Genomic DNA, 25,389 nt, shown 5'->3' on the forward strand with positions numbered 1-25,389 from the left:
GCCCCCGCCGTAGCGGTTCTGATGCAGCGTCAGGAATGTCGCGCGAGGGTCTTGTGAAGTCAAGGGCAAGCCCGTCAGAGCTCGCCGATCACCCCAAGATCGGACAGAAGTTACCAACCGGTATGTAGTGACTTAACAAGCCAGTAACAGTAGAACCTGTTCCCACTCATCGAGAGTGAGGAGTGTCACGTGGGTGACATCAACCAGCAATCAAACGACTCCAGGGGTGTTTCGCGCCGACGATTCATAGCTGGAACAGGTTCTATTCTTGGAGCAGTGAGCCTTGCCGGTCGCGCTGTCGCGGCCCCCGCGCGGATCGCCACGGCGGCCTCGTCGATCCCTTCCGGAGCACACGTCCCCGTCCTGGTGATCGGCACCGGATACGGCGGTTCCGTCGCCGCCCTGCGCCTCGCCCAGGCGGGCGTCGACGTGCAGATGGTCGAGATGGGCATGGCCTGGGACACCCCGGGCTCGGACGGCAAGATCTTCGCCAACACGACCAGTCCGGACCAGCGTTCGTACTGGCTGCGCACCAGGACCAAACAGCCCCTCAGCAACTTCCTCGGCTTCCCCATCGACAAGGACATCCCTCGCTATACGGGGATCCTGGACGCCGAGGAGATGGGCCAGATCATCGTGTACCAGGGCCGTGGTGTCGGCGGCGGATCACTGGTCAACGGCGGCATGGCGGTCACGCCCAAACGGGAGAACTTCGGCGCGATCCTCCCGTCGGTGAACGCCGACGAGATGTACGCGACCTACTACCCGCGCGCCAACGCCGCGCTCGGCGTCGGCCTCATCGACCCGGCGTGGTTCGACACCACCGACTGCTACCAGTACGCACGGGTCGGCCGTAAGCAGGCCCAGCGTTCCGGCTTCCCGTTCGTCTTCGTGCCCGACGTGTACGACTGGGACTACATGAAGCAGGAGGCCGCGGGCACCGTCACCAAGTCGGCCCTCGCCGGGGAGATCCTCTACGGCAACAACTACGGCAAGAAGTCGCTCCAGAAGACCTACCTCGCCCAGGCCGCGGCCACCGGGAGAGTCACCATCTCACCGCTGCACAAGGTCACTTCGGTCGCACCCGCGTCCGGCGGCGGCTACACGGTCCTGATCGACCAGCTCAACACCACTGGTGGCACGACCGCCACCAAGACGGTGACCGCGGACCGGGTGTTCTTCGCGGCCGGAAGCGTCGGAACGAGCAAGCTCCTGGTCAAGCTGAAGGCGACCGGCGCGCTGCCCGGCCTCAACGCCGAGATCGGGCAGGGCTGGGGCGACAACGGCAACGTCATGTGCGGCCGCGCCAACCATCTGTGGGATCCGACCGGCGCGCTCCAGGCCAGCATTCCCTGCGGCGGCATCGACAACTGGACCGCCGGCGGCGCGTTCGCCGAGGTGGCACCGCTGCCCACCGGCATCGAGACCTACGCCTCGTTCTACCTGTCCATCACCAAGAACCCGAACCGCGCCCAGTTCACCTTCAACTCCTCCACCGGCACCGTCGACCTCAACTGGCAGACCGCCTGGAAACAGCCCTCCATCGACATGGCGAAGACCATCTTCGACAAGATCAACGCGAAGGAGGGGACGATCTACCGGACCGATCTGTTCGGTGTGTACAAGATCTGGGGCGACCATCTCACCTACCACCCGCTCGGCGGCGCCGTGCTCAACAAGGCCACCGACAACTACGGCCGCCTGCGGGGCTATTCGGGCCTGTACGTCATCGACGGCGCGCTGATTCCCGGCAACACCAGCGTCAATCCGTTCGTCACCATCACCGCCCTCGCGGAACGGAACATCGAGAACATCATCTCCGTGGACCTCTAGCGGCTCCGGGCCGCGCGTGGGGCCCGGAGCCGCTCAGGGGGCCAGGACCGCCGGGTGAGCCACCCTTTCAGTGGGTGGGAAGAACGCACACGGCGTCCAGTCCCAGCACATGGTTGAGCCGGCCGAACGCCAGCCAGGAGCCGATGCTCATCGTCAGCTCCACGATCTCCCGCTGGCTGTACAGCGCCGTCATCCGTGTCCAGAACTCGTCGTCCAGACCGTGGTGATCCAGGGCGTACCGCTCGGCGTACTCGGCGGCCAGCCGCGTCCGGTCGTCGAAGGCACCGGTGGTACGCCACTGGGTCACCGCCTCCGCGAACTCCTCCTCGACCTTCAGGCCCTCTCGTTCCGTGCGCCAGTCGAGACAGAACAGGCACCCGTTGATCTGCGCGATCCGCAGTCGGGCGGCCTCGAACTCGCGCAGGCCCAGCGTCGTGTGCTCGTACACCGACAGGGAGAAGTTCGCGGCGGCCATGCCGATGCCGGGCACCATCTCGCCCCACACGTATCCGATCGGTTCCTGTCCCTCGGGAATGTCGATGCGCAGGGTCACGGGTCACTTCCTTCCGAGTCGGCCGACTGCGGGGCGCAGCGGGACGTCGAGTGCGTCGTAGAGCCCTGGTTCGGCGTCCACCAGCCAGTCGATGGCGCCGACCAGGCGGCCGACCGCGGTGGCGTTCCCGCCGGCGGAGCGGTTCTCGCCCTCGTCGGTGGCCGCGACGGTGACCTCGATGCGCGGCCGGCCCTCGATGATCACGCGATGGGCACCGTCCCCGTCGGGCGGCATCGGCCAGTCCGGCGCGCAGGAGGCGTGGATGCGGGTGACGTGCTCGATGACGATCCGGGGCTCTCCCCCGACGATCCCCTGCACCTCGAAGCGGACCGCTCCCTGGGTGCCGGCGGCGAACTCCCCCATGGTGCGGGTGCTCACCGTGTCCGTGAGCGGGCGCCGCTCCAACGTCTCGCGGATGTCGTCGAGTTCGACTCCGAGGGCCCGCGCCATGAGCCGTATCTGGCCGCCCCACACCATGGTCGGGATCGACGGGGCGAGCATCAGCGGCTCGTAGTCCATCGGCTGTCCCATGCCGACCAAGTACCGTACGGACTCCTCCTGTTCGTACGTGGAGTAGTCGAAGATCTCCTGACAGCGGATGACGTCGACCGTGGTGCCCAGACCGCTGATCAGCAGGGGCAGGACGTCGTTGCCCCAGCCCGGATCGACCCCGGAGACGAACAGGGAGCCGCCGCCGTCCGCGATCGCGGCGAGCATCGGGTCCCGGAACTCCGGTGGGGCGTTGCGCTGGTCGTAGAGCGGATAGAGGGCGGGGGTGACGACCACCGCACCGGCCCGGATCGCCCTGCCGATGTCGGCGAGCGCCTCGTCGGGGCGGATGTCGCCCGTGGCCGCGTAGACGACGGCTCCGGGACCCGAGGCCAGGACCGCGTCGATGTCGTCGCTCGCCGCGACACCGAGGCCGTGGCCGAGGCCGGCGAGTTCGCCCGCGTCGCGGCCGACCTTGCCGGGGTCGTGGACGAGGACAGCCGCGAGTTTCAGTTTCGGGTGGGCCTCGACGGCGCGGATGGCCGCGCGGCCGACATTGCCGGTACCCCAGACCACCGTGGAAATCATGCGGCGGAGGGTAGCGAGACGGCCTCAAGGTTCCTATAGCCGTGACCGGGAGAATTCCGGCGGTGAACCGGAGCCGGTGTCACCGCCCGGATGACGGGCCGCACGGCCACCGACCGGGCGACGACAGGAACGGGCCGGCAGGCTCCGGTGCCCTTGCCTGTCGGGGCACTAGGCTCGCGGCATGGCCAAGTACTTCGACGTTCACCCGGAGAACCCTCAGCGGCGCATCATCAGCCAGGTGGTGGAGATCGTCCGCAGCGGCGGGCTGATCGCCTACCCGACGGACTCCTGCTTCGCACTCGGCTGCGCGCTCGGCAACAGGGACGGGATCGACCGCATCCGCTCGATCCGCCAGCTCGACGAGCGCCACCACTTCACGCTGATGTGCGAGGACTTCGCCCAGCTCGGACACTTCGTGCGGATCGACAACGCGGTCTTCCGCAGCGTCAAGGCGGCTACGCCCGGCAGCTACACCTTCATCCTCCCGGCGACGAAGGAGGCTCCGCGCAGGCTGCTGCACCCGAAGAAGAAGACCGTCGGGGTGCGGATTCCCGATCATGTCGTCGCGCAGGCGATCCTGGCCGAACTCGGCGAGCCGCTGCTGTCGAGCACCCTGCTCCTGCCGGAGGAGGACAAGCCGCTGACCCAGGGCTGGGAGATCAAGGACACCCTCGACCACGTGGTGGACGCCGTCATCGACTCCGGCGACTGCGGCACCGAACCGACGACCGTCGTCGACTTCTCCGGCGGCGAGGCCGAGCTCGTGCGCCTCGGGGCGGGTGACCCCTCCCGGTTCGAGTAGCCCCGGAAAGCGGCGCGCGACGTGGGTCGTCCTCGCGGAGGACCCACGTCGCTGCCGTTGTGGGGGGATGTCGGTGCTGCCGTTGTGGGGGGATACCGGTCCCGAAGGTCAGCTGGTCGTCACGGCGGTGTCATCCACGACGAAGCTGGTCTGCAGGGAGGAGTCCTCGACACCGCTGAACTTGATGCTCACGGTGGTGCCGGCGAACGAGGACAGGTCGAACGTCTTCTGCGCGTAGCCGGTGGCCTTGTTGAGGTTGGAGTAGGTCGCCAGCGTGGTCGATCCGGCGGTGACCGTCAGCTTGTCGTACTGCGAGCTGGTGGTGGTCTCCGCGGTGTCGATGTGCAGGTAGAAGGTGAACGAGGCCTTGCAGCCGCTGGGGATGGTCACCGACTGGGAGAGCGTGTCGGTGTGGGTGGAGCCGTAGCCGTCCAGCCAGGCCTTGTACGAACCGGCGTGGGCCGCCTCGTCGGTGTCGTTGTTGATGACGCCGCTGGTCGCGGTCCAGGTGGTGCTGCCGGACTCGAAGCCGGCGTTGCCGAGCAGCTGCGCCGAGGTGCAGGTGCCGCCGCCACCGGAGGAGCTGACGGTCCAGGTGAACGACGCGGTGCCGGTCGCGCCGGTGCTGTCCGTGACGGTCACCACGGTGCTGTACGTACCGGCGGTGGTCGGGGTCCCGGTGATCGCCCCGGTGGAGCTGCTGATCGACAGGCCGGTGGGCAGGCCGGTCGCGGAGTACGTCAGGGAGCCGGTGTTGGTGCTGCTGGCCGAGACCTGCAGGCTCACCGCGGTACCGACGGTGGAGGACTGGCTGCCCGGGTTGGTGACGGTCACACCGCTGGTCGGCGGGGTGACGTGGCTGCCGACGGCGATGCCGGCGAAGGCGTTGGCGACACCTGCGTACTGCGCGGAGCTGGCTCCGTACAGCGCGGTCGCGGCGTTCAGCGCGGCGGTGCGGGCACCCGCGTAGTTGGTGGTCGACGTCATGTACGTCGTCAGCGCCTTGTACCAGATCTGCAGGGCGGCGGCGCGGCCGATGCCCGCGACGGCAACGCCGTCGGAGGTCGAGCTGGTGTACGTGACACCGTTGATGGTCTTGGTACCGCTGCCCTCGGAGAGCAGGTAGAACATGTGGTTCGCCGGGCCCGAGGAGTAGTGGACGTCCAGGTTGCCGACGCCGGAGTACCAGCTGTCCGCGGAGCCGCCGTCCTTGCTGGGCTTGTCCATGTAACGCAGCGGGGTGCCGTCCCCGTTGATGTTGATCTTCTCGCCGATGAGGTAGTCGCCCACGTCGGAGGAGTTGTTGGCGTAGAACTCCACACCGGTGCCGAAGATGTCGGAGGTGGCCTCGTTGAGGCCGCCTGACTCACCGGTGTAGTTCAGGCCCGCGGTGTTGGAGGTGACACCGTGGCTCATCTCGTGGCCCGCGACGTCCAGCGAGGTCAGCGCGTGGGTGCTGCTGGTGCCGTCGCCGTAGGTCATGCAGAAGCAGCTGTCGTCCCAGAAGGCGTTGACGTACGCCGTGCTGTAGTGGACGCGCGAGTAGGCGGCGACACCGTTGTTCTTGATGCCGCTGCGCCCGAAGGTGTTCTTGTAGAAGTCCCAGGTCGTCTGGGCGCCGTAGGCCGCGTCCGCGCCGGCGGTCTGGGTGTTGGAACCCGCGCCGGTGCCCCAGACGTCGTCGGCGTCCGTCATCAGCGTGCCGGTGCCTGAGGTGCCGTTGTTCAGCGAGTACGTCTTGTGGCTGCCGCGGGTCGAGTCCGTGAGCTGGTACGTCGATCCCGACAGCGTGGTGTTCAGCGTGACCGTGCCGCTGTACTGGGTGTTGCCGGTGCCGGTCTGGATGCCCTCGTACCGGGTGAGTTCCTTGCCGGTGGTGGCGTCGGTGACGACATGCAGCTTGCTCGGCGTACCGTCGTCCTGGAAGCCGCTGATCACGGTCTCCCAGGCGAGCCGGGGGGTGCCGGTGCCGGCCCAGATGACCTTGCGGGCGCTGTCGGTGGAGGGCTTCTCCGCCTTGAGCGACTTGGCCGTCTTGAGTGCCTGGGCTCCGGCGGTCGCCTTGGTGACGGCCGGGGTGGTGCTCGCGACCTTGATGGCGTGCTTGTTGTTGAAGGTCGTGCTCACCGTGCCGGTGGCCTGCGAGGCGGGCGGGGTGTGGACCACGATGTCGCCGCCGAGCACCGGGAGGCCGGCGTAGGTGCGCTCGTAACGGGTGTGCAAGGTGCCGTCGTTGTCCTTGACGACATCCTTGACTACCAGCTTCTCCTTCGAGCCGAGGCCGAGGGTGCCGGCGGTCGCCGTGGTCTGCTTCGATGCCTTCGTCAGCAGCGCCGCGTGCTGGGCCGGGGTGAGCTTTGCCTCAAGTCCCCCTGTACGCAGGGGAGTTGTGTGGGGGGCAGGCTTGGCGACTGCCGGGACCGTCTGTATACCGACGGCCAGGAACGCGGCGGTGGCCACCATGGCTCCGGCCGCGGTCGCCTGACGGGGGAAACGTCTCACTCGTACTCCTACTGCTTCGGCCGCGGTCGGCGGCCGGTGACAGACCGGGCAGACGGGATGTTCTGTCCGGGAAGAGCTGAGCAGGGGCGCGCGGGAACGCGACTGCGGGCAGGCCATGGACGACCTGTCCGACAGGTGTGGGAAGGATCGCATTTTTGACCTAGCCATGACATGCGGTTGAGGGCGATCGAGGGTTATCCCTACGCCCGCGCACCGAAACCCCCGCCACGCGCCGCTTCCCCCCGGGCGACGACACGTCGGCCCCGGCCCGGTACGACATACCGGGCCCGGTATGTCGGCGGACCGGACCACGTTCCGCGCGTGGGCACAGATGCCGTCCGATGCCGTCCGGGGTGCCCTCCCCCGGTTCGGCCCGGACCCGGCGGCCCGGCAGGCCCGGCAGTGCGCCGTCCGGGCCGACGGCGAAGGGGACCGGAGCGGATCGGCGGATCCGCGGATCCGCGACCGCCGGACGGCGGGCAGCCGCCGTGATTCCCGGCGGGCCGCGATGATCGTCGCGTCGTTTAATGACGGAGTCGGAGGAGTCGTCCTCGAGCAGGAGCTGCCCATGTCGGCGACACAAGCCCCTTCAGCCAGCGGGCGGACCAGGCCTGGAGTGCTGCAGCGGCTGGGCGAGTGGTGCGCCCGCCATTTCGTGATCGTGATCGTGGCGTGGCTCGTCGCTCTCGGCGTGCTCCAGGGGCTGAACCACTCCTTCGGCGGACAGTACTCGGACAACTTCTCACTGCCGGGAGTGCAGTCCACGGAAGGGCTGAACGTACTCAAGAAGCACGATCCGGCCGCGGGCGGCTACAGCAGTCAGATCGTGCTGCGCGACACGCAGAAGCCGCTGACCGATCTGAGTTCCCAGATGAGCCAGACCGTCGACTCCCTGGAGAAGCTGCCGCACGTCATGTCGGCGCAGAACCCGCTGCCGCCGCCCGGGTCCCAGCCTCCCTCGGGACAGTCCCAGCAGCAGAACGTCGGACCGCTGTCCAGCGACGGGAAGACCGGATACATCACGGTCCGTTTCGATGTGCAGCCCTCGACCCTGGGCGACAACTACCTCCACGGCGTGGACAACGCCGTCAAGCCGCTGCGGTCCGCGGGGGTCGACGTCGAGTACGGCGGCCCGCTGGGCGAACTGGCCAGACCCGCGGCGAACGACAGGATCAGCGAACTGATCGGGTTCGCGGTGGCGATCGTCGTCCTGCTCGTCGGGTTCGGCAGTGTCATCGCGGCGGGTCTGCCGCTGGTCACCGCCCTGGTCAGCGTGGTGGGTGGCCTGGCCGTCCTCGGCCTGCTCGCCGCAGCGACCACCTTCGCGACGGTGTCACCGACGCTCGCCACCATGATCGGACTGGGCGTCGGCATCGACTACGCCCTGTTCCTGATCACCCGCCACCGGCAGAACCTCATCAACGGGGCCGACCCGGTGCGGGCGGCGGGCCGGGCCGTCACCACCAGCGGACGGGCCGTCCTGGTCTCGGGCTGCACCGTGATCGTCGCCCTGGCCGGGCTGTCGGTCTCCGGTGTCTCGTTCATCAGCAAACTCGGCCTCGCGGCGGCCGTCACGGTCGTCTCCGCGGTGGCCGGCGCACTGACCCTCGTACCCGCCCTGCTCGGGCTCATCGGCAAGCGCATCGACCGCTATCACGTGCGCACGCCGATCGCGGAGACGAACGCCGAGCCCGGGGCGCCCGTCACCGGCACCTGGCACCGCTACGCCCAGCGCGTCGAGCGGCATCCCTGGCGGTTCCTGACCGGCGGCCTCCTCACGGTGGTCGTGCTGGCCATCCCCCTGTTCACCATCCAGCTCGGGCACATCGGTGACGGCGCCGACCCCACGTCCTTCACGGACCGGCGGGCGTTCGACATCATGGCGGACTCCTTCGGGCCCGGCTCCAACGGCCCGCTGACGGTCGTCATCGACCAGACGAACGTACCGTCCGACAAGCGTTCATCTCTGGAGTCACAGGCGCAGAAGACACTCGACGGTGTGTCAGGGGCCGCCGTGGTCACGCCGCTGACGACCACCCAGGACGGGGACGTGCTGGTGGGCACCGTCTACTCCAAGGTGTCCCCGCAGAACCAGGACACCACGGACCTGGCGAACCGTCTGGTGGACGACACCCTGCCGCAGGCGGTGACCGGGACCTCCGCCAAGGGCTATGTCACGGGCACGACGGCGGCCCAGGTCGACTTCCGGAACATCGTCTCCAGCAGGCTCCCCCTCATCATCGCCGTGGTGGTGGGGCTCGCCTTCATCATCATCCTGATCGTCTTCCGCGGCCTGCTCGTCGCACTGAAGGCGGCCGTCCTCAACGTGCTCTCCATCGCCGCCTCCTACGGTGTCGTCGTCGCCGTCTTCCAGTGGGGCTGGGGCGGGCCCGCGCTCGGGGTCTCGGGCAAGGTGCCCATCGAGAGTTACGTGCCGATGATGATGTTCGCGATCATCTTCGGGCTCAGCATGGACTACGAGATCTTCCTGCTGTCGCGGGTCCACGAGTTCTGGCTGCGCAGCGGGGACGCGAAGGCGAGCGTCGCGCACGCCCTGGAGATCACCGCCCGCGTCATCACCTGCGCCGCTCTGATCATGATGAGCGTCTTCGCCGCGTTCATCCTGAGCGACAGCATCGTCGTCAAGATGCTCGGCCTCGGGCTCGCCGTGAGCGTGCTGATCGACGCGACGGTCGTACGGCTCCTGATGGTTCCGGCGGTGATGACGCTGCTCGGGCCGCGCGCCTGGTGGTCACCGCGCTGGCTGGACCGGATCCTCCCGCACATCGACCCGGAGGGCGAGAACACGTAGGGACGGCGCCGGCGCGCTCCTCCAGGGGCACGCGCCGAAATCCGCGCGCCCCGGGACGCACGGGTCCCTAGCATGGCGTGATGCCCCGCATCGAACGCCTGCGACTCGACCACGCGCCCGCGCTGCTCTCGTTCGAGCGGGAGAACCGCGCCTATTTCGCCGCGTCGATCTCCGACCGCGGCGACACCTTCTTCGCCCGGTTCGACGCCCTGCTCCACGAGCGTCTGGCCGAACAGGCCGAGGGGGCGGCCCACTTCCATCTCGTGGTGGACGACTCCGGCGCGGTGCTGGCCCGCGTCAACCTGGTCGACGTGGCACGCGGTTCGGCCGAGCTCGGATACCGCGTCGCCGAGCGGGCCGCGCGGCAGGGGCTCGCCACGGCCGCCGTACGGGAGATGTGCTCCCTGGCGGCGAGCGCGTACGGCCTGAGCACCCTGCGCGCCGTCACGACCGTCGACAACACCGGATCCCGGACGGTTCTGGCCCGCACCGGGTTCCTCGTGACCGGCGATATCGAGCTGAACGGGCGTCCGGGCCTGCGCTTCTCGCGGGAACTCCCGGCCGCCGACGCGGTGCCGTCCGCCGCCGACGCCGTGCTTCCGGCCGGGCGCGCCACCTGTCAGGAGAGCGGTTCGGCGGCCGGGTTGATCGGCGACTGATAGGCCCCGCTGGCCAGCATGCGGACCTCGCCCGCCGGGCTGATCTCGGCGCGGAGGATGCCCGTGGGATCGCTGTACACCGGGTTGCCGCCCGGCCCGTGGGCAGTCGTCCGCTCGACGACCACCTCATCCGTCACCATGCGCGCATCCGGTCCGGGATGGGTGAAGGTCAGCCGGTAGCGGTCAACGGTCTTCATCAGGGCCTCCGCGCCGAAGCGACAAATACAGGTAAGAAGGACTACGTCCCATCATGCGTCCACGCGCCCGCGAGCCGCGTCGCCCGCGCCGGACCGGCCTGCCGACCGGCGTAGCGAACGATCACGGAACGTGACGCCTCTCGCCACCGGACGCCGGGCAGTGTAGACATAGCTCATGGTCGGACTATTGGGTCGAACCCGGGCTCAGTCGACCCGCCGCCCCAGTACAGCGCAACATGAGCGTGGGCCACACGACGGCAAGCACAGAAACGGCCCGTCCAACGGGCTACGTTCCGCCCTGGGCGGGCGCAGTGTCGCCGGACAGGTGTTCGTCCTGCAAGTGGTGATCGTGCTGCTCCTGGTCGTCGCCGCGGTGGTCGCACTGGTACTCCAGGTGCGGCATGACAGCACACAGGAGGCCCGCAACCGCTCGCTCGCCGTCGCGGAGACCTTCGCCAACGCGCCCGGCACACGCGCGGCCCTCGGCGCCCCCCATCCGACGGCCCTTCTGCAGCCCAGCGCCGAAGCCGCCCGCAAGGCGTCGGACGTGGACTTCATCGTCGTACTGAACACCGACGCGATCCGCTACACCCACCCCAAGCCGGACCGGATCGGCAAGAAGTTCATCGGGACCACCGCTCCGGTGCTGGCCGGGCATTCCGTCACCGAGCAGATCACCGGGACGCTCGGACCGCTGGTGCAGGCCACGGTCCCCGTCAAGGCACCCGACGGCACGGTCGTCGGCATGGTGTCCGCCGGGATCACCACGGCGACCGTGGGCGGCACGGCCGACCACCAGCTGCCGCTGGTGCTGGGCGCCGCCGCCGTGGCGCTCGCCCTGGCGACCGCGAGCACCGCGCTGGTGAGCCGGCGCCTGCTGCGCCAGACGCACGGCCTCGGCCCGTACGAGATGACCCGGATGTACGAGCACCACGACGCCGTGCTGCACTCCGTCCGGGAAGGTGTGATCATCATCGGCGCGGAAGGGCATCTGCTCCTGGCCAACGACGAGGCGAACCGCCTGCTCCGTCTGCCCGCGGACGCCGAGGGACAGCACGTCCAGGAACTCGGTCTCGACTCGGGCACCGCGGAGCTGCTGGCCTCCGGGCGCGTCGCCACCGACGAGGTGCATCTCGTCGGGGACCAGCTCCTGGCCGTCAACCAGCGGCCCACGGACCTGCCCGGCGGGCCCGCCGGCAGCGTCGCCACGCTCCGCGACTCGACCGAACTGCGCGCACTCTCCGGCCGGGCGGACATCGCCCGCGAACGGCTCAAGATCCTCTACGACGCCGGCGTGCGCATCGGGACGAGTCTGGACGTCACCAGGACGGCCGAGGAACTGACGGCGGTCGCCACCCCTCGGTTCGCGGACTTCGTCACCGTGGACCTGGCCGACGCCGTACTCAACGGCCAGGAGCCGGACGCGGGTGCCGGCTTGCGCCGCACCGCCTCCGGCGGCATCCGCAAGGACGCGCCGCTCTATCCGGTCGGGGAGCACATCGGGTTCATCCCCTCCACGCCCCAGGCCCACAGTCTGCGCACCGGAGAGGCCGTGGTCGAGCCCGACCTCGGCGGTGCCCCGGGCTGGCTGGCCCAGGACCCGCAGCGCACCGCACAGGTCGTCGACTACGGGATCCACTCCCTCATCACGGTCCCGCTGCGCGTCGGGCCCCTGGTCATGGGCGTGGTCAATTTCTGGCGCTCCGAGAAGCCCGATCCGTTCGACGCGGACGATCTCGCCCTCGCCGAGGAGCTGGTCGCCCGTGCTGCGGTCTCCATCGACAACGCGCGCCGCTACACGCGCGAGCACACGATGGCCGTGACCCTTCAGCGCAGCCTGCTGCCGCGCACCCTGCCCGACCAGAGCGCCCTCGACCTCGCCTACCGCTATCTGCCGGCGCAGGCGGGGGTCGGCGGCGACTGGTTCGACGTGCTGCCGCTGCCCGGTGCCCGGGTCGCGGTCGTCGTCGGCGATGTGGTCGGCCATGGGCTGCTGGCCGCGGCGACGATGGGCCGGCTGCGTACGGCGGTCCACAACTTCTCCGCGCTCGATCTGCCGCCGGACGAATTGCTCGGTCTTCTGGACGAACTGGTCGGCCGGATCGACCAGGACGAGCTCCCGGACGACACCGGAGCCGCCGTCACGGGCGCCACCTGTGTGTACGCCGTCTACGACCCGACGACCCGGCGCTGTACCGTCGCCCGCGCCGGACACCCGCCGCCCGCGGTGATCCGTCCGGACGGCAGCGTCGAGTTCCCCGATGTGCCGGCCGGCCCGCCGCTCGGTCTGGGCGGTCTGCCGTTCGAGACGGCCGAGCTGGAACTGGAGGAGGGCAGCCGGCTGGTGCTCTACACGGACGGCCTGGTCGAGGACCGGGAACGGGACATCGACGTCGGGCTGGAACTGCTGCGCACGGCGCTGGCCGGAGCCGACCGCTCGCCGGAGGACACCTGCCAGGCAGTGCTGAGCGCCCTGCTCCCGGCCCGGCCGAGCGACGACATCGCCCTGATCGTGGCCCGGACCCACGCTCTCGGCCCCGACCGCATCGCCTCGTGGGAGGTGCCGTCCGAACCGGCCGCCGTGGGCGAGGTCCGTGCCTCGGTCAGCCGGCAGCTGGCCCGGTGGGGGCTCGACGAACTGGCGTTCACCACGGAGCTGATCCTCAGCGAGCTGGTGACCAACGCGATCCGCTACGGCAACGGGCCCATCGGGGTCCGCATGCTGCTGGACCGGGCGCTGATCTGCGAGGTCTTCGACGGCAGCAGCACCTCACCGCATCTGCGGTACGCGGCGACGACGGACGAGGGCGGGCGCGGCCTGTTCCTGGTCGCCCAGCTCACCGACCGCTGGGGCACCCGCTACACGCCCGAGGGCAAGGTCATCTGGGCGGAACAGCCGCTGCCCTGAGCCGGGCGGACGCTCCCGGCGGCGGAGTACGACGGCGGCACCGCCACGGCCGTACGGCTGCGACGCGCCGCGCAAACACCAGGGCTCCCTGCCGGGGTTCGGCCCGGTCGGGTGCCGGGGTTCGGCCCGGTCGGGCGGTTCGGGCGCCCGCCCCGGGCTCGGCCTCCGGGGCGGGCCCGGGTCAGCCGGACGCGGGCGGGTCAGCCGGACGCGGGCGGTCCGTCCCGGCCGTCCGACTCGCCCGCCGGACTCGCGCCGGTCGGGGCACCCTCCGCGTCGCCGGACGCGTCCGCCGGACTCATGGCAGCGGCGCCTCCCTGGAGCCGCTCCAGGTCGGAGGGGCGCACCTGGATGACGATCAGGGCGACCAGCGCGGCGAAGACCGCGAAAACGGCGGCGGCGACGAACGCGCCCGTGATGCCGGACGTCAGCACCTGTCCGCTCCAGGGCGCGGGCAGCTGTCCCGTCCTGCGGAACTGCAGTTGCTGGGCCGGGGTCGCGGTCGACAGGAAGTCCGCGACCTGGTTCGTGGCCTCGTTGCGGCTCGCCGTGCCGAAGACCGTGACCAGCACGGACAAGCCGAGGGATCCGCCGACCTGCTGGGTGGCGTTGAGGATGCCGGAGGCGGCGCCCGTCTCCTTGGGCTGGACTCCGGACACGGCCATCAGCGTCAGCGACACGAACTGCAGACCCATGCCGAAGCCGAAGACGAGGGTGGGTCCGAGGATGCTGCCGAGATACGTGCTGTCGACGTCGGTCAGTGTCAGCCAGCCGAGGCCCAGGGCGCAGAGGACCGCGCCCACGGCCATGAAGGGTTTCGGCCCCCACCTGGGCAGCAGGTTCGAGGCGACTCCCGCGCCGATCGCGATGATCGCGCTGATCGGCAGGAAGGAGATGCCGGCCTTGAGCGGACTGAAGCCCAGGATGTTCTGCACGAACAGGGTCAGGAAGAAGAACATCCCGAAGATCGCGGCGGAGAGGCTCAGCATCATCGCGTAGACGCCCGAGCGATTGCGGTCGCGGAACATCCACAGCGGTGTGATGGGCTGTCTCGACCGGCGTTCGACGGCGATGAAGGCGATCAGGAACACCAGTGCCGCCCCGAAGGCCGCGAGGGTCACCGGGTCGCTCCAGCCCTTCTCCGAGGCCCGGATGAAACCGTAGACGAGCAGCACCATGCCCAGCGTGGAGGTGAGGGCGCCGAGGAAGTCGAAGTGGCCCGGGTGGCGCTTGGACTCCTTGATGTAGCGGGGCGTGGCGAGCACGATCAGCAGGCCGATGGGGATGTTCACGAAGAACACCCAGCGCCAGTCGAGCCACTCGACGAGGATGCCGCCGGCCAGCAGCCCGATGGCGCTGCCGCCCGCGGAGACGGCCGCGAACACGCCGAACGCCCTGTTGCGCTCCGGCCCTTCACGGAAGGTGGTGGTGATCAGCGCCAGCGCGGTGGGCGACGCGATGGCCCCGCCGACGCCCTGCAGCGAGCGTGCGGCGAGCAACTGCCAGGATTCCTGGGAGAGTCCGCCGAGCAGCGACGCGAGGGCGAAGAGCACCACACCGAACATGAAGACCCGGCGTCTGCCGAGGATGTCCCCGGAGCGTCCGCCGAGCAGCAGCAGACCGCCGAAGGTCAGCGTGTAGGCGTTGATCACCCAGGACAGACTCTCGGTCGAGAAACCGAGCGAGGTCTGGATGTGCGGAAGCGCGATGTTCACGATGGTGATGTCGAGGACCACCATCAGCTGGCAGGAGGCGATGACGAGGAGCGCGATACCGCTGCCTCGGCCCCGCTGCGGGGACTCGGCAGACTCGGAGGATGTCACGTGACCGGCCGTCATCGGGGATGGCCCTGCATCGCGGGTCGGCGGCGAACGTGGGTGTTCACCCCATCGACGTTAAGCCTGCCCGCCCGGCCCCACCAATCGATCAACGCGCGGGGCCCCGATCACCGCCTCACCTGGCCAGCCGGCCCGGCAGCGACGACGCGGACAGGACACCGAGGGCCGCTGCCACGGCCAGGACACCGTAGTCGAGGGCCAGGTACGCGGGCGTTCCGAGCAACAGGCCGCACAGGGCGTCGACTTGGTAGCTGAGCGGGTTGACCAGACTGACGGCCTTCAGCCGGCCGGGCATGACGGCCACCGGGTAGAGGGCGTTGGAGCCGAAGAACAGGGGCATGGTGATGGCCTGGGTCAATGCCGGTGCACGAGGTATTTGCTGTCGATCGACATCCGGATGCCAGAGCGGCCGATGCACCTCTTGCGCGTACCAGCCTGTGCCCAACGGGACAACGGACGCGGTCTGAACCTGCCACGCCGTGTCAGCGCGTAGGGGGCCGCAGCTCCCTGATGCATGTCGCAAGAGCTCGGTCTGCCCGACTGGCAAGAAGCCGCTGGCGGGCGCCCCGGGCTCGAACCAATGGCCAGCAATGCCAGAGAAGCACCTACGGGCGCCCAGACGACCCGGCGGCCGTTCGCCATCGGCTGGACCTATTCGCCGCCGTCTTGATGATCTTCAGCAACATCTTGGCGATCTTCCAGGGAATCGCCGCCATCGCGAAGGATGCCCTGATCGTCGTCACACGCGACTACGCGTATCAGTTGAACACGACCGGTTGGGGCTGGATACACCTCATCCTGGGCGTCCTCATCCTGCTGGCTGGCGTGGCTCTCGTCGGCGGCGCGGTGTGGGCCCGCACCGTGGGCGTCGTAGTCGTAGGGCTCAGCCCTGATCGCGAACTTCCCGTGGCTTCCGTACTACCCGTTCTGGGCTCTCGTGCTGATCGCCATCGACATCTTCGTCATCTGGCGCTCTGCGCCGGGACGACGCGGAAGACCGACGTGGCATCAACAAGGCGTGCGCCACCCCGTCTGTGACCAGCGGAGCCAACCGTCGCACTGTGAGCGTATGACCTCTGGCCAACACCAGCACAGCCGCCGACGAGACCATCGTGACGGACAGTTGGCTCACCCGAACTGCTCAAACGGGTGAACGCTGCGGTCTCGCGAGCACCGCAGCCGGGTGATTCCCTGCCCCGTGGTAACACCTGATGCGGGTTGCCCGAACCTGCGGCCCCAGTCCCGTCTGCGAGGAATGGATGCGTATGTCGGCCGGACCCGCCACCGCCCCACAGAACCCGCTCGAAATCGTCCGCAGCCGCAGCTACATCTCCCTGCTGGTGATCTCGGCCGTGCTGGGCGTCCCCATCTCCTGCGTGGCCTACGGGTTCCTCGCTCTCGTCTCCGAACTCCAGTCCTTGCTCTACGAGGACCTGCCCAAGGGCCTCGGCTTCAGCGGAACACCGGACTGGTGGGCCGTGCCCCTGCTCGCCGTGGCCGGCGCGATCGTCGCCCTCACCATCCGTCATCTGCCCGGAAAGGGCGGGCACGAGCCGGCCGAAGGACTCAAGACCGGCGGTACACCGTCGGTGACGGCAGTGCCCGGCGTGGCCCTCGCCGCGATCGCCACGCTCAGCTTCGGTGCCGTCCTCGGCCCGGAGGCCCCGCTCATCGCCCTCGGCGGCGGACTGGCGGTCGGGGCGATCCGGATGCTGAAACGCGACACCCCTCCCACCGGCCTTGCCGTCGTCGCAGCAGCGGGCAGCTTCGCGGCGATCAGTGAACTCCTCGGCTCACCCCTGCTCGGAGCGTTCCTGCTCATGGAAGCCTCCGGCCTGGCCGGCCCGATGCTCGGCGTCGTGCTGGTGCCCGGACTGCTCGCCGCGGGCGTCGGCTCCCTGATCTTCACCGGCCTGGACAACTGGACCGGACTGGGCACCTACTCCCTGTCCATGACCCAGGTGCCGCCCGCCGACCGGCCGACACTCGCCGCGTTCGGCTGGGCGATCCTCGCCGGCCTCGCCGCCGCGATCCTCGGCGAGGCCATCCGCCGTTCCGGCCAGCACCTGCAGAAGCACGTCCAACGGCGCAGGCTGCCCCTCACCGTAGCGATGGGCGTATGCATCGGACTGTTCGCCCTGCTCTACACCACCATCACCGGTAAACCCATCTCCGGAGTGCTGTTTTCCGGCGAGAGCACCATCGGCCCCCTCCTGGCCGACCACGCCACCTACTCCCTCGGCACTCTGCTGCTCCTCGTCCTGTTCAAGTCCCTCGCATACAGCGCCTCCCTCAGCGCCTTCCGGGGAGGTCCCGTCTTCCCGTCCCTGTTCGTCGGCGGTGCGGGCGGGCTGGCCATGTCCCACCTCCCCGGCCTCGACGCCACCACCGGCTTCGCGCTCGGCATGGGCGCCCTGAGCGTCGCCATGCTCAAACTGCCGATGACCTCAGTCCTGTTGGCCACCCTGCTCCTGGGTACCGTGGGACTGACCGTGATGCCGTTGGTGATCGTGGCCGTGGTCGTCGCATACGTACTGACTCTCCGACTTGCCAAGCCCGAAACTCCTCAACTCGGCGAGCGGAAACCCGACAGGCCAGCCGTCCCGTGACCTTGCAGGACGGGTCGACGACCAGCGCGGCAGGCGTGCCAGACAGCGTGCCCGATACTGCGGGGAACCACAGGGAGCAGCGGAGACCGGTTGTAGGCGGCAGCACAGCCCCCCCCCACCCCCCACCACCACCACCACCACCAGTCCAACGCAGATCGGAGGGCTGCCGCCGTGGGCCCAAAGCCTCCCAAGTACTCCAGCCGTAGTTCGTGATCTCGATCGTGAGGGGCGCCGAGGAGGCAGCTGGCAGCGTCGATCATCTGGACGAGACCGACCACGCCGTCGCGGGCGTCCGTTTCCTTCTCCGCCTACCCGAGTCCACCGAGACGGAGGGCGTTCCTTATCTCGCTGAGCTTCGCGGTCGTCGCCGGGGTCCACTCCTTCGCCTGCTCACCGAGACGGAGGGCGTTCTCAATCTCGCTGAGTTTCACGGAGGACAGGGCGCCCGCCCGCTCGATCAGGTCGTCCCGGGACACGGTGGTCAGCCACGTGCAAGGGGTAAAGCCCGGACGCGGGAACGCGAACCGAAGCACGCCTTCAAAGGGCAGTCCTTCCACGGCGCCTACTGCCACTTCGACGCCCAGACCGGTGATGTCGACACCCGCCCGAGCGACGACCTGCATCACCCGGATCCCGGACGCGTCGTCTCCCGACAGCAGCACGACCGGCCGCCGCTCGTCGAACTCCACCCACCAGACTTCGCCACGTTGCACATGTCCTCCTGACACAGGACGGCGGGCGGACGCTGCGCGAGTCCGACGCGCTGTGGAGACGGGTGCGGCCACCCGTTGATCATCGGCGTGTGAAGACAAACGATCACGCGGTGGCCGCAGGTCACAGCGTAGACCCTGCCCGCTGGCAGGAGGCGTTCGAGGGCCTGATGAGCCGGATAGCGGGACGGTTCACACGGGTCGAACCCCGGTTCCGGGTCCGGAAGTTGGTGCTCGGACTGCTGTCGGACCTGCCGCGCAAGAACTGCTGGACCATCGCCGAATGGGCCGGGGAGAGGACCCCGGACGGCATGCAGCATCTGCTGGGGCGGGCCAAGTGGGAAGCCGACCGGGTCCGCGACGATGTGTGTGACTACGTGGTGGACCACCTGCACGACGACCAGGCGGTACTGGTGGTCGACGAGACCGGGGACGTGAAGAAGGGCACCGGCACGGTCGGCGTCCAGCGCCAGTACACCGGCACCGCGGGCAGGATCGAAAATGCCCAGGTCGCCGTCTACCTGGTCTACGCCGGCCGGCGCGGGCACGCGGCAGTGGACCGGGAACTGTACGTCCCGCGTTCATGGACCTCCGACCCTGACCGCTGCCGGGATGCCGGACTCGACCAGGACACCGCCTTCGCCACCAAGCCGGAACTGGCCACTCGTATGGTTGCCCGGTTCCTGGACGCCGGCCACCAGGCCGCATGGGTCGCCGGCGACGAGTTCTACGGCGGCAACCCCAGGCTGCGAACCGCACTAAAGGAACGCGGCACCGGCTACGTCCTCGCGGTGGCCTGCTCACACGAAGTCACCACCGGTGCGGGGAGGTTCCGTGCGGACACCCTGGCCAAGAAGGTGCCCAAGCGGGCCTGGCAGAAACTCTCCGCAGGGGCCGGGACCAAGGGCCACCGTTTCTACGACTGGGCAGTCATCGACCTCGCCGACCCCCGACCCGGGAGTCGTCAGCTGCTGATCCGCCGTAACCGCAGCACCGGCGAACTCGCCTACTACCGCTGCCACTCGCCCGCACCCGTGCCGCTGACCGTGCTGGTCAGAGTCGCTGGATCAAGATGGCGGGTGGAGGAGTTCTTCCAGTCGGGCAAGGGCCTGGCCGCACTCGACGAGCACCAGGTCCGCCGCTATGCCTCCTGGTCCCGCTGGGTCACCCTCGCCATGCTCGCGCACGCCTTCCTCGCCGTCGTACGCGCAGACGAGCACACCCGCCCCGCACCCGATGCCCTCATTCCGCTCACCTGCAACGAGATCCAGCGCCTGTTCATCACACTCGTTGTCCGACCCGTCCACGATGCCGCCCACCGGCTCGGTTGGTCCGACTGGCGGCACCGCCACCAGGCCCGATCCCAGGCCAGCCACTACCGTCGACAAGCCACTCAGGCATGAAGATCACGATCTACGGCTGGAGTACAAGCCGAGAGCGCCGAGTTCGACGCTCGCAACGGACTCCATTCGAGTCCTCAGCTCGCACCCTGATCAGCAACTTCAAGACACAGGAGGTGAAGAAGGACCGGGACGGCAACACGATCTACACGGTCGCCGTCACGGTGCGGCAGGACGGACGGCGTATCTCCGTCATCGAGATCGCGGTCGCCGATGAGCCGAAGGGCATCGAGGAAGGGCAGATCCTCAAGGTAACCGGACTGACCGCGTTCGCCTGGGTCAATCCCTGTTCACAAGGTGTTTGCCGTCGCCGAAAGTCTCGCTGTCAGCACGTCCGATGTGCCTAAAACGTGCACCAGCCCACGCCCGAAGCGGGCATGAACGCGATTTGAACGTGCCACCCGGTGCCAACATGTGGGTCAAGCCGTGACTCCCTAGAACATCACCAAGGGCTCGGTCTTCGACTGCACCTGTGACCATAGGCGGACGCGCCAAGCTATAAGTCTTGGGATCTCTTGGCGCTGCGCGCAACACCTCGACAAATGCAACATTTTGAGCATTCTCCAGCTCTTGGCGCGCAGGTCGTAGCTAGGGTTCGTCCCTTGTTAGGTCTTCCAGCGCTGCACGGATCGCACTGAGGTTGTCCAGGCAGTGGGCGGTGTCGGGGTGGTCGGGGCCGAGGGCGGCCTCGGTGATGGCCAGCGCCCGCTCTACCAGTGGCAGAGCCTCGGCGTGACGCCCCAGCGCATTGAACGTGCTGGCGAGGTTGTTCAGGCGGATGGCGGTGGTGGGGTGGTCGGGGCCCAGAGCGGCCTCCGTGATGCCCAACGCCCGCTCTACCAGTGGCAGAGCCTCGGCGTGACGCCCCAGCGCATTGAACGTGCTGGCGAGGTTGCCCAGGCGGATGGCGGTGGTGGGGTGGTCGGGGCCCAGAGCGGCCTCCGTGATGCCCAACGCCCGCTCTACCAGTGGCAGAGCCTCGTCGCGACGCCCCAGCGCATTGAACGTGCTGGCGAGGTTGCCCAGGCGGATGGCGGTGGTGGGGTGGTCGGGGCCCAGAGCGGCCTCCGTGATGCCCAACGCCCGCTCCTCCAGTGGCAGAGCCTCGTCGCGACGCCCCAGCGCATTGAACGTCCTGGCGAGGTTCCCCAGGCGGATGGCGGTGGTGGGGTGGTCGGGGCCCAGAGCGGCCTCCGTGATGCCCAACGCCCGCTCCTCCAGTGGCAGAGCCTCGTCGCGACGCCCCAGCGCATTGAACGTCCTGGCGAGGTTCCCCAGGCGGATGGCGGTGGTGGGGTGGTCGGAGCCCAGAGCGGCCTCCGTGATGCCCAACGCCCGCTCTACCAGCGGCAAGGCCTCGGCGTAACGCCCCAGCGCATTGAACGTCCTGGCGAGGTTCCCCAGGCGCAGGGCAGTGTCGGGGTGGTCGGAGCCCAGAGCAGCCTCCGTGATGCCCAACGCCCGCTCTACCAGCGGCAAGGCCTCGGCATGACGCCCCAGCGCATTGAACGTCCTGGCGAGGTTCCCCAGGCGCAGGGCAGTGTCGGGGTGGTCGGAGCCCAGGACAGCCTCCGTGATGCCCAACGCCCGCTCCGCCAACGGTAAGGCCTCGGCATGACGCCCCAGATCGCTGAACATGCTGGCGAGGTTGTTCAGGCGGATGGCGGTGGTGGGGTGGTCGGGGCCCAGAGCGGCCTCCGTGATGCCCAACGCCCGCTCCTCCAACGGCAAGGCCTCGGTGTGCCGCCCCAGATCGCTGAACGTGCTGGCGAGGTTGCCCAGGCGCAGGGCGGTGGTGGGGTGGTCGGGGCCGAGGGCGTTCTCGGTGATGGCCAGCGCCCGCTCCGCCAGTGGCAAGGCCTCGGCATGACGCCCCAGCGCATTGAACATGCTGGCGAGGTTGTTCAAGCGGATGGCAGTGACGGGGTGGTCAGGGCCGAGGACAGCCTCCGTAATGCCCAACGCCCGCTCCTCCAACGGCAAGGCCTCGGCGTGACGCCCCAGATCGCTGAACGTGCCGGCGAGGTTGCCCAGGCGCAGGGCGGTGTCCCGGTGGTCGGGGCCAAGTGTCGCCTCGGTGATGGCCAGCGCCCGCTCCTCCAACGGCAGGGCTTGAGCGGCTTGGCCGCGCGCGGTCAGATAGAACGCAGTCTGGCCCAGCAGCTCAGCAAGGTTCGAGATCGTTTCAGTGCCATGGCAGTGCGTGTTTACTGCTTCTACGTGGGGCAGGAGTTCTTGCCATTCCGGCCAGCTCTGCACGTCCTCTGGACTACCCGATGGCATTGCGGCATGCAGCAGGTTCAGGGCGGTTTCGCTCGAGTGCTGCGGGGTGAGAGGCCGGGTCCGGCGGAGCAGTCGCCGGATTCCGCGGGACTGCAATCTTGGGGCGGGCGCGGGGGTGGTGCAGCGCAGCACGGTCTGGACGAGGCGATGGACGGTTACTGTGAGGTCTGTGAGGGTGATCAGGCTGTATGCGGCAAGCACACCCAGTGCGTGATCTACGTCCCGAATCGCGGGTAGGGCAGTAGTGAGTACGCGGCGAGGCAAGGGATCGGGGGCGCAGTAGGCCAACGTCCTCAGCAACTCGACCGCGTGCCGGTCTTCAGCGTGTACGGCACTGAAGGTGACGCTCCACAACTGGGCGATGGCGCGCTGCTGGGAATCGCCGGGGGGCGCGGTTGCGAGCACACCGGCCGGGTCGGCGCGTACTTGAGTGAGGTAGCTGGCTGCGGTGGTGCGGGTCTGCGCCAGGTAGGCGCCAGCCTGCTGCAGGGCCAGGGGCAGATTCCCGAGTTCCTCGGCCAGTTCGATCAGCTCTGCAGCGTCCCTGTCGGCACGACGTCCGGTGATCTCCTGCAGCACCTTCAGGGAGGCGTCGGGGGTGAGCGTGTCGAGGCAGAGTGGGGTGCCGAGGTCGCGCCAAGGCAGGTCCCGGCGCGTGGTGACCAGGGTCTGACCAGTGCTGAGCCGGCCGAGGTAAGCGTGAAGGTCGGCGGGCTCTTCCGCGTTGTCGAAGACCAGCAGCCATCCCGTGCGCCCCTGCAGCCAGGCAACGGCCCAGTCTGCTGCCTCGTCCAGCGGCAGCGCCGCGTGCAGCGGGTCGATGACAGTGGCGAGAGAAGCAAGGCCGGCGGTGATAGTGGCGGTGGATGCGGCATTGATCCACCACACCGGACCATGACCAGCCGTCAAGCAGGCGTGGGCGTGGTGAAGAACCAGGGTGCTCTTGCCGACCCCGCCCATTCCCCGCACGGTCTGGGTGACGATCCCCGTCCCCATCGACGGTAAATCCCGCAAAGCAGCAAGTGCTTCGTTACGGCCTTCGAAGACTCGACTGTCCGGTTCCGGCAGATTGTTCAGCCGGGCTATCGAGTCGTCAGGGACTGCAGCCTGCAGGGCGCCGGGAGGGAGCACGACGTTTCGCTGCTCGATCCGGACCTGGTCGCCGGTGGCAATGACGCCAGAGCTGTTGCCCGCAGCGGCTGACCGTCCCCCGGAAGCAGGTGGTGTGGGTGTCTCGGTCATCGCTGAACGGTGCCGTTGTCCCCCGTGATGATCACCCCGGAATTGTCCTGCGTGGCCACCGCCCGCTCACCCGAGGCAGTCGACGTTGCAGGCGTTGTGGCAGCCGGTGAAGCCGAAGAACCGATCACGGACGATGCCCAAGCCCCCAACACACCCGCGATGACCGCGCCGACACCCGCACCCGTCCCGATCCGCGTCGACTGATCCCACGGCAACAACAGATCGCCCAACAGCACACACAACCCGAACACCACCAACGACCCAAAGATCACCAGCAACCAACGCCCCGCCCGACCCATCTGACGCCCCCTCACACACCATCAGCGAACCGACCATGCTTCCACGACGCCAGGCACGACTCACCCAGTTCCGGCGATCCGGCACCAGAGCAGATCCGCATCACTCCAGACCGTTCCCCGGCATTTGGAAGCGGTACCGCGATGGCCTGCCCGATGCCCATCAGCGGGTCGCGGGTGAGCACGATGCCCGCGATCGTCATCGACAGGCAGGAGAAGAACGCCGAACCGAGCACGACGGCCACGGCCACTCCGAGGAGCCGCAGCGGGTTCCAGGTCATCGCCACCCCGAGCAGCGCGGCGATCACGACGACCACCACGGCCTGGATCAGCGCCTTCACTCCGGCGGCGAACGCCTTGCCGGTGATGAGCGCGGAGCGGGGTGTGGGGGTGACGAGGAGTTTGGTGAGGGTGCCGGCGTCCCGCTCCCAGATGATCATGATGCCGTAGAAGATGGCGATGAACATGGCGGACTGGGCGACGATGCCCGGCGCCAGATAGTCGAGGTAGGGGATCCCGCCGGTCGGATCGCGTGGATCCGGGTGAACGTCTCGCCGAAGATCAGCAGCCAGAGCGCCGGCTGGATCGCCCGCGTGTACAGCTCGGTGCGGTCGTGGCGGAGTTTCTGGAGCTCGACCGCGCACATCGCGGCGACCCGGGCGGGCAGCACGTGCCGGCCCGTGCGGGCCCTGGCGGGGTCACGAGCAGATCGAGGCTCCCGGGGCGGACGCTCTCAGCCGACGCGGGAAGCGGTACGGCGGGTGCTTCGGACATCGCTGAAGTCTCCTGATCGGTCGTCGAGTCCACTGCCGGCAATATCGCGGAAGACGTCTTCCAGCGTGGGCGGTTCGGCGTCGCCGTCGATCCCGCGGCGCTCGCCGAGCCCCGCCCTGAGCTGCTGTGGGGTGCCGAGCGCGCGGACGCGTCCGCGGTGCATCAGCGCGACCCGGTCGCAGTACTGGTCGGCCTCGTCCATGTAGTGGGTCGTCCATGTAGTGGGTCGTCACGAGGACGGTCATCCCGGTGGCGGCCCGTACGGCGTTGATGTGCTCCCACACGCTGGTGCGGGCGATCGGGTCGAGGCCGATGGTCGGCTCGTCCAGGATCAGCAGCCGCGGCGCGCTGACCAGGGCCTGGGCGAGTTCCAGGCGGCGCGCCATGCCTCCGGAGTACGTCCTGGCGAGGCGGTCGGCCACATCGGTGAGGCCGACCGCGTCGAGCGCCTGGGCCACACGGGCCGCGCGCTCACGCCGGGACACGTCGAAGACGCGGGCGAACAGGAGCACGTTCTCCCTGCCGGTGAGCCCGGAGTCGGCGGACAGTTGCTGCGGCACGTAGCCCAACAGGCGTCGTACGGCCATGCGTTCACGGGTGGCGTCGTGCCCGAAGACACGGACCTTTCCCGAGGGGACCGGCAGCAGCGTGGTGATGCAGCGGAGCGCCGTCGTCTTGCCTGCGCCGTTGGGACCGAGCAGTCCGAACACTTCACCGTCACGGACGGCGAGGTCGAGACCGTCGACGGCGGTCATCTCGCCGAAGGCGTACACGAGTCCCGCGCAGGACACGGCGTCCGGGGCCGAGCACGGGGCAGGCGCGGCGCAGCCGCCGTCCGCGGCCGCTCCCGTCATCACGGCGTCGGCGTCGGCATCCACCGCGGTGGCCGGGACC

Annotated in this window: 17 protein-coding genes and 4 pseudogenes; 10 read left to right on the forward strand and 11 right to left on the reverse strand. The window is 68.9% G+C overall.

Annotated elements, in window-relative coordinates; all coding sequences use genetic code 11:
• The first annotated feature begins 189 nt into the window (after positions 1 to 189).
• Positions 190 to 1,833 (forward strand): GMC oxidoreductase, encoded by a 1,644-nt coding sequence (locus OG410_RS03685; protein ID WP_329297776.1) that lies wholly within the window; start codon positions 190 to 192, stop codon positions 1,831 to 1,833.
• A gap of 67 nt (positions 1,834 to 1,900) precedes the next feature.
• Here OG410_RS03685 and OG410_RS03690 read toward each other — a convergent pair whose 3' ends face one another.
• The gene (locus OG410_RS03690) at positions 1,901 to 2,380 is read right to left on the reverse strand and encodes a carboxymuconolactone decarboxylase family protein (RefSeq protein ID WP_329304007.1); all 480 of its coding nucleotides are present in this window, start codon (positions 2,378 to 2,380) and stop codon (positions 1,901 to 1,903) included.
• A gap of 9 nt (positions 2,381 to 2,389) precedes the next feature.
• The gene (locus OG410_RS03695; RefSeq protein WP_329297777.1) at positions 2,390 to 3,463 is read right to left on the reverse strand and encodes an NAD(P)H-dependent amine dehydrogenase family protein; all 1,074 of its coding nucleotides are present in this window, start codon (positions 3,461 to 3,463) and stop codon (positions 2,390 to 2,392) included.
• A gap of 181 nt (positions 3,464 to 3,644) precedes the next feature.
• Between OG410_RS03695 and OG410_RS03700 the strand changes: the two genes are divergently transcribed.
• Positions 3,645 to 4,265, forward strand: a complete 621-nt coding sequence (locus tag OG410_RS03700) for an L-threonylcarbamoyladenylate synthase (RefSeq protein ID WP_329297778.1) — start codon at positions 3,645 to 3,647, stop codon at positions 4,263 to 4,265.
• Positions 4,266 to 4,373: 108 nt separating this feature from the next.
• Here the strand turns inward: OG410_RS03700 and OG410_RS03705 are convergent, their stop codons facing one another.
• Positions 4,374 to 6,767: a M4 family metallopeptidase gene (locus tag OG410_RS03705; RefSeq protein WP_443048653.1), complete on the reverse strand. Its 2,394-nt coding sequence runs from the start codon at positions 6,765 to 6,767 to the stop codon at positions 4,374 to 4,376.
• Between the two features lie 568 nt (positions 6,768 to 7,335).
• Here OG410_RS03705 and OG410_RS03710 point away from each other — a divergent pair.
• Both OG410_RS03710 and OG410_RS03715 read left to right on the forward strand, forming a co-directional pair.
• The gene (locus OG410_RS03710) at positions 7,336 to 9,579 is read left to right on the forward strand and encodes an MMPL family transporter (RefSeq protein WP_329297779.1); all 2,244 of its coding nucleotides are present in this window, start codon (positions 7,336 to 7,338) and stop codon (positions 9,577 to 9,579) included.
• 80 nt (positions 9,580 to 9,659) lie between these two features.
• Entirely contained in the window at positions 9,660 to 10,238 is a 579-nt protein-coding gene (locus OG410_RS03715) for a GNAT family N-acetyltransferase (RefSeq protein WP_329297780.1), read from the forward strand.
• On the opposite strand, the gene OG410_RS03720 is transcribed toward OG410_RS03715, so the two are convergent.
• On the reverse strand, positions 10,199 to 10,435 hold the full coding sequence (locus tag OG410_RS03720) for a DUF6296 family protein (RefSeq protein WP_328664655.1): 237 nt from the start codon (positions 10,433 to 10,435) through the stop codon (positions 10,199 to 10,201). The two genes, OG410_RS03715 and OG410_RS03720, sit on opposite strands and share 40 nt — an antisense overlap.
• Before the next feature lie 175 nt (positions 10,436 to 10,610).
• On the opposite strand from OG410_RS03720, the gene OG410_RS03725 reads away from it, so the two are divergent.
• Positions 10,611 to 13,343 carry a SpoIIE family protein phosphatase gene (locus OG410_RS03725; protein ID WP_329297781.1) on the forward strand — a complete coding sequence of 911 codons (2,733 nt, stop codon included), beginning with the start codon at positions 10,611 to 10,613 and terminating at the stop codon, positions 13,341 to 13,343.
• A 200-nt stretch (positions 13,344 to 13,543) separates the two neighbouring features.
• Here OG410_RS03725 and OG410_RS03730 read toward each other — a convergent pair whose 3' ends face one another.
• A complete protein-coding gene (locus tag OG410_RS03730; RefSeq protein ID WP_329297782.1) occupies positions 13,544 to 15,181 on the reverse strand; it encodes an MFS transporter in 1,638 nt (545 codons plus the stop codon).
• A 115-nt stretch (positions 15,182 to 15,296) separates the two neighbouring features.
• Positions 15,297 to 15,536 (reverse strand): annotated as a pseudogene (locus OG410_RS03735) (ABC transporter permease); the annotation flags it as partial.
• 314 nt (positions 15,537 to 15,850) lie between these two features.
• On the opposite strand from OG410_RS03735, the pseudogene OG410_RS42520 reads away from it, so the two are divergent.
• The 3 genes and pseudogenes from OG410_RS42520 to OG410_RS03745 all read left to right on the forward strand — a co-directional run.
• Positions 15,851 to 16,006: pseudogene (locus OG410_RS42520) on the forward strand (DUF7144 family membrane protein); the annotation flags it as partial.
• Between the two features lie 67 nt (positions 16,007 to 16,073).
• Entirely contained in the window at positions 16,074 to 16,334 is a 261-nt protein-coding gene (locus OG410_RS42525) for a DUF7144 family membrane protein (protein ID WP_443063874.1), read from the forward strand.
• Positions 16,335 to 16,446: 112 nt separating this feature from the next.
• Positions 16,447 to 17,790, forward strand: coding sequence for a chloride channel protein (locus tag OG410_RS03745; protein ID WP_329297783.1), 1,344 nt, complete (start codon positions 16,447 to 16,449; stop codon positions 17,788 to 17,790).
• Positions 17,791 to 18,098: 308 nt separating this feature from the next.
• Here the strand turns inward: OG410_RS03745 and OG410_RS03750 are convergent, their stop codons facing one another.
• Complete coding sequence (locus OG410_RS03750; RefSeq protein WP_329297784.1) at positions 18,099 to 18,503, reverse strand: type II toxin-antitoxin system PemK/MazF family toxin; 405 nt, start codon at positions 18,501 to 18,503, stop codon at positions 18,099 to 18,101.
• A 167-nt stretch (positions 18,504 to 18,670) separates the two neighbouring features.
• Here OG410_RS03750 and OG410_RS03755 point away from each other — a divergent pair, with 167 nt between their 5' ends.
• A complete protein-coding gene (locus OG410_RS03755; RefSeq protein WP_329304008.1) occupies positions 18,671 to 19,903 on the forward strand; it encodes an IS701 family transposase in 1,233 nt (410 codons plus the stop codon).
• The gene (locus OG410_RS03760) at positions 19,900 to 20,247 is read left to right on the forward strand and encodes a hypothetical protein (protein ID WP_329297785.1); all 348 of its coding nucleotides are present in this window, start codon (positions 19,900 to 19,902) and stop codon (positions 20,245 to 20,247) included. The genes OG410_RS03755 and OG410_RS03760 overlap by 4 nt, the downstream gene beginning before the upstream one ends.
• A 241-nt stretch (positions 20,248 to 20,488) precedes the next feature.
• Here OG410_RS03760 and fxsT read toward each other — a convergent pair whose 3' ends face one another.
• The 4 genes and pseudogenes from fxsT to OG410_RS03780 all read right to left on the reverse strand — a co-directional run bounded on the left by fxsT (position 20,489) and on the right by OG410_RS03780 (position 25,349).
• Complete coding sequence (fxsT, locus tag OG410_RS03765; RefSeq protein WP_329297786.1) at positions 20,489 to 23,425, reverse strand: FxSxx-COOH system tetratricopeptide repeat protein; 2,937 nt, start codon at positions 23,423 to 23,425, stop codon at positions 20,489 to 20,491.
• Entirely contained in the window at positions 23,422 to 23,703 is a 282-nt protein-coding gene (locus tag OG410_RS03770) for a hypothetical protein (RefSeq protein WP_329297787.1), read from the reverse strand. Before OG410_RS03770 ends, fxsT begins: the two co-directional genes overlap by 4 nt.
• Positions 23,704 to 23,852: 149 nt before the next feature.
• Positions 23,853 to 24,495: pseudogene (locus OG410_RS03775) on the reverse strand (ABC transporter permease); the annotation flags it as partial.
• Positions 24,455 to 25,349, reverse strand: a pseudogene (locus OG410_RS03780) (ABC transporter ATP-binding protein). The pseudogenes OG410_RS03775 and OG410_RS03780, both read right to left, overlap by 41 nt.
• Positions 25,350 to 25,389: the final 40 nt, after the last annotated feature.

This window comes from Streptomyces sp. NBC_00659 (genome assembly GCF_036226925.1).
GTDB lineage: Bacteria > Actinomycetota > Actinomycetes > Streptomycetales > Streptomycetaceae > Streptomyces.